An 11366-nucleotide genomic window follows, 5' to 3' on the forward strand; every position below is an offset into this window, starting at 1 on the left:
TTCATTTTATTAATACACCATTTTCAATAATTTTCGAAAATGCATCTTCACCAACTTTTGTTAGCATTGGAAAATCAGTGTTTGTAACATTTGGGACATCTCAAAATGCTCTTCTTCCAACTTCTGTAACTTTAGAAAAATCAACAGAAGATAAATTACTTGCTCCAGCAAATGCTTCAGACCCAATTTTAGTTACATTAGGAAATGACACTGAGGTTATATGCGTATTGCTTTCGAAAACATTATCTGCAATTGCTGTTACTTTATCATCGATAATATGCCCACCAGCATTATCCCATCTTACTAAAATACCATTTAAAACAATCTTATCGCCAAGACCTGGTGTATTGGTAAAAGTATCAATACCAATTTCTTCTAATTTTGGTAAGTTGATATGAGTCAAGTTAACTGCGTCCCGAAACGCTCTAGCATTTATTTTAGTTACATTAGGTAAATCAATAGATGTTAAACTAAAAGCATTTTCAAAAACACCTTTTTCAATTGATTTTACATTTGGGATATTTATAGAACTTAAATTCATTGCCCATGAAAAAGCGTTTCCTTCTAATACTAATGCCTTAGGTAAATTAACCGAAATTAAATTTGTTGCATTGTCAAAAGCAGCAAATCCTACGCGCTTTGCATTAGGAAATGACACTGAAGTTATTTTTGTATTTTGATTCAAAGCACCGGGATATATATATTCAACATTTTTGTCTTCTATTGCTCCTTTTGCATTGGGCCATTTTATTAAAACCCCATTAATTATCATTTTTTCTTTAATAAGAGGAAATCAAAGATCAATATTCGCATTTTCGGGAAATTCTAAAAAATTAGGATATATTTTCCTTATGTTTGGCAAATTAAATGAGGTTACTTCATTTGTATTTTCTATTGCATGTGGCAATATTGTATGGATATTTGGATCATTTATATCTCCGGAAGGATTTTCCCATTTAAATAAAATTCCATTTTGTAAAAATTTATCTGTTTCTACATCCATATATCAAGGCCTTTCGTGAGGACCATCGTAATCAAAATTTTCTTCAACAACGACTTTTTCTATTTTAGGCAAGTAAACTTGAGTAATATCTAAAATCAAGTGACCAAAGTATTTTTGTCCCTCATTTCCTTTATTAAGTCTCCCCAAGCCACCTCCGTATATTTCTTTAGTATTGGGTAAATTTAAAATGATAGACTTTCTTCCATATTTATCTTTATTTTCTGGTAAAGAACTAATTTTTTCAGATAAAAAGTCGAACATATCCAAAGTAACTTTCTCTGCGTTATTCATAGTTACAATCGAGGTTATTGGATTATATTTTATTTCCGTTTTTTCATTATTATTATCTGTGTACAAAAATGTTAAATTGTTTTTGTCATTGTCAAAGTTTTTTATATCTTCGTGCATTTTTTGTTCTCTAGCATTATTTAGCGCATCACTTAAATTACTATCGATAGTGCTAAGCTCTTGGAAAGTCATGTTCTCTAGTTTGTTTTTGTCATTTTGTTCATAAGTGGTGAATATGTTTGCTAATTTTTCTTTTATTTTGGAATATTCGTTATGATTTGCTAACTCTTCCATTAAACTTTTTATTTTATCGATTTTTTCTTTAATCGAATAAAGAACCCATTCTTTTGATTTTGTTAATATACGTGCGTCGGTTATAAGTGTTCAAAAATTTTGCAAAAACTGCTCGATTTCATAAATGCTTTTCGATTCGCCGGATTCAATAAATTTTTTTGATTTTGTAATAGCTTTTTCCAATTCTTCTTTTTTGCTTTTAAAATATGGGTCTGTCATATCGGCTGCAATTGCTTTGGCTTCGCCTATTGAATTTTCGATTTCTTTTAAAGTTGCTTTAATTTGTTTTTTGATGTCTAATTTACATTCATCGGTTAAATGTATCAACGCGTTTGCTAGCTTATAAATTTCATCCAATGATGAATTATTATCGATTAATTGGTATTTTTTAATAGCTGTTTTTAAACGAATAATTAATTGAGACAAACGAAGATGTTCGCCCATCATAAGCTTTATCATATTGTCATTTGATTGATTTTTGCTTCCATCTATATTTGACAATAATTGTTTTACTTCGGATAATGCACTATTGTAATTTTGGATTGCAACATTTAATTTATCATTAAAATCTTTAATCTTTTTATTTGCTTCATTTTTTACATTATCCAGTTTTGATATTTCGTTTGAATATTCTTGTTCATTATCTTGGTTCAATATTGTTTCTGCATGAGAAATGCTAAAACCTAACGATTCTTTTAATTCAACCATAACTGGTTCGTGACTTGTTATTGAATTTTTAATAGTAGATAACTCGTTAATTTTGCCTTTTAAATTTTTTTTATTTAAACTTTCTGTATTTTTGGCTTCAACTTCATCTTTATTGTTTTGCGCAGATAGCATCGAGTTAGTTAGTTTTTCATTTAATTCGCTTAATGCTGTTTTCATTTTGCTATCAAGTGAATTTTTATGATTTTCATTAAAGTCATTTAACAGTATTTGTAATTTGACTTTTATATCAGCGTATTTTTCGTCACTTAAATCATTATTAATGTATGCTTGAATTTCATTAACTTTAGCATTTATTGTTTGCTTTAATGCAAATTTTTCTTGATTTAGCGTATCAAGTGACTTTTGAGCTTTTTCTTTAGTCACATTAATTGAAGCAGTAGCTGTATCAATATTAGCATCTGATTCTTTTATCGTTAGTTCGTATACAGTTTGGGCATTTTTAATAGTTTTGTCCAATTCTTGTTTTGCGTCCGCAATAGCTTCATCTGACATTTGGCTTGAAAGTTCCTTAGCTGAATCAATAGATGATTTTAATTGTGCTAATTTTTCGTTAGTTTCAGTATCAGCTTGGGATTTTTTGTTTGCTGTGCTTATGATGACTTTGTTTAAGGCTTGTTTTTTATCAGTAATATCGCCTAAAGGTAAATCATCATGAATAGATGCATTAGCATTAATTGCTTGAGTTAATTCATTAATTACTGAGCCTAAATTTGCTTTATTAGAATCTAATTTTAGATTGTTCAATAAATCATTTGCAGCTTTAAGTGTTTCTGCATGAGTTGTTTTTGTGGCTGATAATTTATCATTAAATTTAGCAATAGCTGCTTGAGCTTCTTCGTTTAAAGCATTAATTTTTGCTGTTTTAGAAGCATAATTTTGCTCTTGGTTACCATCGACCACTTTTTGAGCTTCAGCTTGAGCGACCTCTAGTTTATTCTTTAATTCAATCATTTCAGGATCTTGGCTAGTAATATTATTTGAAATTGATTTACTTGCCTTGATTGCATTTTCTAAAGCAGCTTTTTCTAATCCGGCAATTTCTTTATCTTTTTCAGTTTTTTTCTCTTTAGCGGCTTCTAAAGCAGTATTTAGTTGATTTTTAATTTCTTCTAGTTTTGCTTTAGTTTCATTATCTAATAAAGGTTTTTGAACGTTATTAAAATTATCCAAAGCTGCTTGTAAATCTTTTTTAATTTCAGCATATTTTGGGTCGCTTAAAGTGTTATTAATGTAATTTTTAATAGCTTCTTCATTTGCATTAATTTGCTGTTTTAATGCTGATTTTTCTTTATTTAAGTTATCAAGCGCAGTTTGAGCCTCTTGTTTAGCAGCATTTATAGCAGAAGTTGCTCTTTCAATTTGTTCATTAGTTTGTTTTGGATTTGCGTCATATGCTTGTTGAGCAGTCGCTATAGCATTTGAAAGTTTTTCTTTTGCATTGGCGATTGTTGCATCTGACATTTGGTCTGAAAGTTCATTAGCTGAATCAATAGCTGATTTTAATTGCGCTAATTTTTCGTTAGTTTCACTATCAGCTTGGGCTTTTGCGGCATTTGCTGCTTCGATTGCTTGATTTAAAGCATTAACTTTAGCCTCGATATCAGTTAATGGTGAATTATCTTCAATATTTGAATTTACATTAATTGCTTGCTTTAAAGCTTCGATTACTGAGCCTAAATTTTCTTTATTAGAATATGATTTTAGACTGTTCAATAAATCATTTGCGGCTTGTAAGGCTTTAGTGTGATTTAATTTTTCAGCAGCTTTAGATTTTTTAAATTCGTCAATTTTTTTCTTAGCGGCTGCAATAGCATCATTGATTTTTTGTGTTTCAGAAACATATTTAGATACTTCTTCATTGTTCAAAATTTCGCGGGCTTCTTGAATTAAATTAACTAAAGAAGTTTTTAAATCAGTCAGAGCTCTATCATGGCTACTGATTAAATTTTTAATAATTTCCAAATCTTTAATTGTAGAATCTAAAGTCACTTTATCTTGCATATTTTTTACCAATGCTTTAGCGTCTTCTAAAGCTTTAGATAAGTCTAATATTTTTTGATTTAAAATTTCTTTAGATAACGAAATAGAAGGAACATTGTCCTTTGTATTCTGACTAATAACTTTTTCTAAAATACTTTTAATTTCAGGATTTTGATTAGTGTTTTCTTTTAAATAATTTTGAATCTCAGAAACTTTTAATTCAATTGTTTTAATCAAGTCTGCTTTTTCATTTTGGTTGTTTGCAGAAGGTTGATTATCTTGAGATCCGTTGTTTCCGGTATCACCTTGACCAATTTGATTTCCTTGGCCATCTTCATTAGCTTGAGATCCTTGGTCAGGGTTTTGGTTTGAAGATTGATTAGTTGAATCTTTATTTCCAGGATTCGGATCATTTGAGGATGGGTTTTCTTTCTTGTCTGAATCTTTTTTATTCGGTTTATCCTTACCGATGTCGTTCGTTTTATTTTCACATGAAGCTGCAACTAAAGGTAAGGGAACAATAGAAGCGCTTAAAATCAGTGTTAATATTTTTAACAGTTTACTTTTTTTCATATTTTCCTTAAATTAGTTTTTAATACTGTTTTGATTTTGAATTGCAGAATAGGCTGACTTACAAATCTTTATAATTTAGTTTGTTTTTAAATGAATCAAAACAAAGTTATAAAAATCAAAACAAAGTATATTTTTATATAGTCTATCCATTTTTATATTATCAAAATCATGTTTTGAAACATATAAAAAAGTTCTTAATTTAACGGAATTATTAATTTTTATATATCTATATTACTATTAAAATTGTTATACTAATTTCTAATTGTTATTACTTCATTAAATAAAATTAAAATTAGAAACGTTAATGTTTTTAAATTTATCTAAACACATTAGATGCGTATAAATATAAAAAAGTTTTGCCATTTAATTGACAAAACGATTTTATTTATTAATAAAGTCAATAAATACCGGGGTGTGGTCTGAAATTTTCAATGCTAATTGAAAATCACTTGTTTTATTATCATAAGCTCATGTCGCATCTTGATTATTTAAATTAATGCTTTCCTTACGGTCTCAAATCTTATTGTTAAAAGCGTTGATCGTATCTAATCTATATGGAACTTTTTTAAACTCTGGCATATTAGCTTTTTCGTTTGCGCTAATAAAATTAAAGTCGGCATTTTCTTTAAATAAGATTTTGTCATACGATTGCGAGTAATTATTATTTCTACCCAACGAAGTTAAGTATTTTTCATGATAGTCATAATAATAATTAGTTAAGTTATATTTGTTTTCTAATTCTTGCAATAAAAATTGATTTTCTTTTTTAATGTTAGTATCACCGCCGAACATAATTGCGGCATCTTTATCTTTAGCAAGTGATAAAAAATACTCAAATACGTTAGGAAGCGCCATCATTTCGGCAACTTCTTGATTACCTTGCGATCCTTGGATTTTTATATTATTATATAATGTAATTTTTTTCTCTCCGCTTTCTTGTTTAGCGCCGGGTGAGTCAAGGTGGCCAAAAATAGTAATAAGCGGTTTTTCATAGCCTTTTATTTTAAACATCGTGCCATATGGTGGTCTAACGTATTCTGTTTTACCATCATTTCTATTAATTTTTTTAGTAAAAGAGGCCCCAATTTTGCCATTATCAAATAAAATTGGCGTTGCTATGCTTTTTCTATATATAATGGCAATGTTTTCTTTTTGACTCGGATATTTTTCTGAAAATATATCTTTTTGGCCTAAATACTGAAATTCATTGCTATTGGTTCATTTATTTAATAAATTAACTATATAACTTACTTTGTCTAAGTGATTATAATTTACTTCAGTTAAGCCCATAATGTCGGCTTGTGTAGCTAATATTGCCTTAGCAATATTATTAACTTTCAATCCTTCGGGGTCGAGCGAAGCTTTTCCATAATTTAAGATATTTCAATGTCCGATTCTAAAATGTTTGCTTGGCTTGTGAAATAATTTTGAAGCAAATGGATTATTAAAAAATTCAATCGGTGGTTTTGGGTAATTTATATCTTCATTTGAATTTGGTAAGTCATCTTGATTATTATTTGCTTTGTTTTGATTTTTAGCATCGGAAGATGAAGCGCCTTGATTTGCTTGATTATTTGATGCCTTATTATCTACACCGTGATTTTCTTGCGATTCTTTTTCATTATCATTATTTGAAGCACTTGGCAAATCACTGCTACTATCACTTGCATTTATTTCATCATTATTAACTTCAGCATTTGTATTATCATTTGTCGAAGTCTCATTATAATTATTATTTTCGGCATTGTCTAAATTTTTATTTATATTTTCTTTTTCTTCTGCATTTACTTCTTTTAGATATTTAGCTGAATTTAATAGAGCACGAATAAATCTTTTTTTATTAATATTAAGATCTTTAATTTGAATTTCATCATTATTTATATTAGTCAAATATTGTTCTAATGTAATTACGTGTTGAAGAATTTTTTTATCTTCGGTATTATCTTTTATCTTATTAATTAAATAAAAGATAAGTTCTCTTTTATTTATTGCCAAATTGATTAGATTATTAAAATTAATTTTTCTCATGTTTTTAAAATAACGCTTCATTTTAGTGCTTACATAATCATCATTTAATGTTGGCTTATTAATTAATATCATGGGCAAGATAGCATTAAGAATTTTTGTTAAATCATAAGAATCAAATAAAGTACCGTTTATGTTTAAATTTGAATAATCAAAATTAGGTTGTTGCATTTGTAAAATGCCAAAAATAGCTTCTCAGTTTTTATCTTTATTTTTTAATTTATTTTGCTTATTTTTTCGATAATATCATGATTTAATATTATCTTTTTGATCTTGTAATTTGGATACTAAATTTTTTAAGCTAATATCATCATCAATTAAACCGATTCCATTTTTGATGTTTGCTTCTAAATTAATTAACTCTTGTTTATTTATATTTTCATTATTATCTGAATATTTAGCTTCGCAAGAAGATGAAAAAAGCAACGGCGCCAAAAATGTAACAGTCGGCACTAGCATAAAAAGCATTTTTTTATTTTTATTCATATTAGATCCCTTTATTACAAAATTTGAATAATCTCTTATTTACTTTAAATATATCAAAAAAAGGTGCTTTTTTTAATAATAAATAATGTTATTTATTAAAGTATCGATTTTATCAAAAACAATGCTTATAAATTTCTATTCAAATAAATATGCATAAAAATAAATACTAATTATGCACTTAGATTTATGAATAAAATATACTAATATATTATTTTTTAGACTTTTAAAATATCTATCTTTTTACACTTATAATTAGCATTTTTAATCATATCAAAAAAGATTTTACTCAAACATAGCCTATTTTTATTTTTAATAAATGGTTTATTAATAATGAAATGGTTAATTATGAAATAAAAAAGGCATAAAAAAAGTGCCGAAGCACTGGTGTTTTTCAACAAATGGTGGAGAATGAGGGGCTCGAACCCACGACCCTCGCCTTGTAAGGGCGATGCTCTCCCAGCTGAGCTAATTCTCCAAATGGTGACCCTAGCGGGATTCGAACCCACGCATGTATGGATGAAAACCATATGTGTTAACCGCTTCACCATAGGGCCATAATGGCGCCGACTATTGGGATTGAACCAACGACCAACTGGTTAACAGCCAGCTGCTCTACCGCTGAGCTAAGTCGGCACTCATTAACTGAAATGCTTAATTATTATAACCAAAAAAATTTAGAAATTTTCAAAAAAAATTATTTTTTTTATTTTTTTCTATTTTGCCAATAAACGCGTTAAGTAAAGTTGGCAAATTTCTCGGGTTACGATTAATATAATACCAAGTTTTTTAACAATTTTATAAAAAAAATCGCTTTTTTAAAATTGCGATTTGGCCAGCTGTGATATGGTGCTAGTTAGAGGGATCGAACCCCCGACCCACTGATTACGAATCAGTTGCTCTGCCAACTGAGCTAAACTAGCATGTCGTACATATTTTATCAAATTTTCATTTTTTATATACGTACTTGTATGTTATGTGTGTTTTATATATAAAAAGTTTAAAAAAGCTTAACATCGTGGTATTTATTTGCTACAATATAGGTGATAGTGGAAGGAAGTGGAAATGTTTGGAAAATATTATCGGCAAATTGATGATAAAAATCGTGTCGTAGTTCCGGCAAAACTTTTGCAAGAATTAGGGCATGAATTTTATATTACTAAAGGCCTAGATAAATCATTAGTTTTCAGAACTCCAGAAGAGTTTGATAAATTAAAAAACAAGCTAGAAGAAAATAATAGCTTGAATAAAGATTTACGTAACCTAGCTAGATATATTTTCGGAAACACCGAATTGGTACAACCGGATAAACTAGGTAGAATTGTATTACCAAAACATTTAACTGAAAAAATCGCTATCGTTAAAGAAGTTGTTTTCCTAGGAGAAGGAAATACATGTGAACTTTTTGCCAAGGAAATTTATGACCAAACAGAGAGTTTATATGATGATGAAGAAAATATTGATATGTTAGCTCAAAAATTATTTGAACAAGGAGTTAAATTATAGAAAAACATATTCCGGTTTTATTAAACGAAGTCATCGAAACTTTAGAAATAAAACCTGATGGAATTTATGTAGATTTAACTTTAGGTAGAGCTGGACATAGTCAAGAAATTCTTAAACGACTTGACAAAGGTAAATTAATTTGTTTTGACAAGGACATCGAAGCAATTAAAGAAAGTAATGAAAAATTAGCCAAAATTAACTCCAATTATATATTAATAAAAAGTGACTTTAGATTTGTGTCTGAAGAGCTTAATAAAATAGGAGTAAATAAAGTTGATGGGTTTTTAGCTGATTTAGGTGTAAGCAGCCCACAATTAGATGACGCCAAAAGAGGATTTAGTTATTCTCAAAATACCGAATTAGATATGCGGATGGATTTAGATAATCCTTTGAATGCAAAAGATATAATCAATTCTTATTCAGAAGATCAAATTGCAAGGATATTGTACGAAAATGCTGATGTAAAATTAGCAAAACTAATTGCGAAAGCTATCGTAGCAAACCGTCCTATCAATACTTCATTTGAATTAAATGAATTGCTAAAAAATATCTTACCCGCTAAAGTGGTAAGAGAAAAAAATCCTTCTAAAGCGGTTTTCCAGGCTTTAAGAATTGCGGTAAATGATGAATTAAATTCATTAAATGATTTATTAAGCCAAGTGGCTCCATTATTAAATAAAAATGGTAAATTGGCGATAATTACTTTTCACAGTAAAGAAGACGCAATCGTAAAGAATTATTTTCAAAAATTAAATTACCATGACCCAAAACTTAATAAATTACCAGTTCAAGTTGATAAGCAATGGAAACAAAAGATTATCTTTCCTCAAGAAGAAGAGGCTAAAGAAAATCGCCGCGCAAGGAGCGCAAAATTAAGAGTTATCACGAAGTTATATTAATTAAATTAAACAAATTAATGGTTAAAAAATATGAAAAGAATTATTATTACAGCTTATAAATTTTTAAATAATAGTATCGAAGTAGAAGTAATTGAAAAAGTTAACTTCGAATCTTTTCCTATTTATAAAAAATCAATTAATAATGTTTCTTTAACTAAATATGATTTAATAAACTTCGTAGCCGAAACTAAACAAACAATTGAATCACTAATTAACGGTAAATTAACTGACGTAGTCGTGTTTGCTGATACCAATCCATGATTTAAGTTGCATAAAAATTTAATCAAAGTTACTAAAACTAATAATGTTTCAGATTCTCAAGTTACTCAATTGCTATTTAATAAAACACAAAACCAAGGTGAATATTTAATAGATTTCAATTTTGTTAATGATAATGAAACTGGTAATTTTTATTCAATTACCACAATTCCTAACAATGCTGCTAAAAATATTTTGGACATCATGAAAATTAGCCATTTAAATGTTGTCAAAATATACGATTATAATAATATATATAACTACGAAATTATGAGTAAACATGAAGCAGGAGTGGCTATCCTAACTTCATTGAAATCAGATTTTGTGGAAGTTAAATTAATTAAAAATAATTGCGACATAATTAGCGACATATTGCAATTAAATATCGATAGCATTTTAAACTCTTTGAACATCTCAAATTCATTATCATTAAATCAATTAATTACTAAATTATTTGCGTTAAATCAACAAAATAATTTTCAATTAAAAGCTCAAATTAATGACGCAATGATAGGTTTTTTTGAAAAATTGATTGTTAAAATTAATCAATTATTAATACAAAATCAATTAAAACCCGAAAATATCAAATTAATTTTTGATAAAAATTTTGCAATGATGAGTAATTTTATTAATAAAATTTCATGAGATTTTATAGCGAAAGATGTCATGATAAATCAACCTAACATTTTTATAAGCGAAGAAATGTTGGGGTTAATCAAAATGCTTGAAGTTGCTGAAAAAATCAAAGATGAAATTACTATTACTACTGAATTATTTAGTATTGATACATTTAGAAATGTAAAAAGTGCGTCAAATAATTTGTATAATTTAAACTAATTGTTAAATTATAAAAAGGGAGCGAATATATGAGTGAAAGTGATGTAAATTACAACCCTGTTGCCAAAATCAAAGTTATCGGTGTTGGCGGAGGGGGAAATAATAGCGTGGAAACTTTATTAGATACTAAACTAGATGGGCTTGAATTTATTGTTGTAAACACCGATAAACAAGCCTTAGCCAAGTTTAAAACTGAGCAAACTTTACATATTGGTGATCAACGCGGTATCGGCGCGGGAGCTAATCCTGTAGTTGGAAAACAAGCTGCAGAAAGTAGTGCCGGAGAAATTAAAAACCGCCTAAAGGGAACGGATTTAGTTGTTATTACCGCAGGAATGGGCGGTGGCACCGGTACTGGTGCATCGCCTGTAATTGCTAAAATTGCAAAAGAAAATGGGGCAATGGTCATCGCGATTGTGACAACACCTTTTAAATTTGAGGGAAAACGTCGGATGACTGCCGCGCTTCAAGGGATCGGCGAAATTAAAAAA

The 11366-nt window shown here is 28.6% G+C and carries 5 protein-coding genes, 4 tRNA genes and 1 pseudogene; 4 read left to right on the forward strand and 6 right to left on the reverse strand.

Features of this window, described 5'->3' with window-relative positions; all coding sequences use genetic code 4:
• From FJR74_RS02955 to FJR74_RS02980, 6 genes are all read right to left on the reverse strand, one after another.
• Window positions 1-4867: leucine-rich repeat protein (locus tag FJR74_RS02955; protein WP_140915047.1), on the reverse strand; the 4867-nt coding region annotated here is incomplete at its 3' end.
• A 381-nt stretch (window positions 4868-5248) separates the two neighbouring features.
• Window positions 5249-7378: an MnuA family membrane nuclease gene (locus tag FJR74_RS08235; protein ID WP_140915048.1), complete on the reverse strand. Its 2130-nt coding sequence runs from the start codon at window positions 7376-7378 to the stop codon at window positions 5249-5251.
• A gap of 399 nt (window positions 7379-7777) precedes the next feature.
• Window positions 7778-7853, reverse strand: a tRNA-Val gene (locus tag FJR74_RS02965).
• Window positions 7854-7856: 3 nt separating this feature from the next.
• Window positions 7857-7932: transfer RNA gene (locus tag FJR74_RS02970), tRNA-Glu, on the reverse strand.
• A gap of 4 nt (window positions 7933-7936) precedes the next feature.
• Window positions 7937-8011: transfer RNA gene (locus FJR74_RS02975), tRNA-Asn, on the reverse strand.
• Window positions 8012-8222: 211 nt separating this feature from the next.
• Window positions 8223-8298: transfer RNA gene (locus tag FJR74_RS02980), tRNA-Thr, on the reverse strand.
• Between the two features lie 142 nt (window positions 8299-8440).
• Here FJR74_RS02980 and FJR74_RS02985 point away from each other — a divergent pair.
• The 4 genes and pseudogenes from FJR74_RS02985 to FJR74_RS03000 form a co-directional block, all read left to right on the forward strand.
• Window positions 8441-8881 (forward strand): division/cell wall cluster transcriptional repressor MraZ, encoded by a 441-nt coding sequence (locus FJR74_RS02985; protein WP_140915049.1) that lies wholly within the window; start codon window positions 8441-8443, stop codon window positions 8879-8881.
• Window positions 8875-9780: a 16S rRNA (cytosine(1402)-N(4))-methyltransferase RsmH gene (rsmH, locus tag FJR74_RS02990; protein WP_140915050.1), complete on the forward strand. Its 906-nt coding sequence runs from the start codon at window positions 8875-8877 to the stop codon at window positions 9778-9780. The genes FJR74_RS02985 and rsmH overlap by 7 nt, the downstream gene beginning before the upstream one ends.
• Before the next feature lie 30 nt (window positions 9781-9810).
• Window positions 9811-10875: a hypothetical protein gene (locus tag FJR74_RS08240; RefSeq protein WP_140915051.1), complete on the forward strand. Its 1065-nt coding sequence runs from the start codon at window positions 9811-9813 to the stop codon at window positions 10873-10875.
• A 29-nt stretch (window positions 10876-10904) separates the two neighbouring features.
• Window positions 10905-11366 (forward strand): annotated as a pseudogene (locus FJR74_RS03000) (cell division protein FtsZ); the annotation flags it as partial.

The sequence above is a fragment of the Metamycoplasma neophronis genome (genome assembly GCF_006491995.1).
Lineage (GTDB): Bacteria > Bacillota_I > Bacilli_A > Mycoplasmatales > Metamycoplasmataceae > Metamycoplasma > Metamycoplasma neophronis.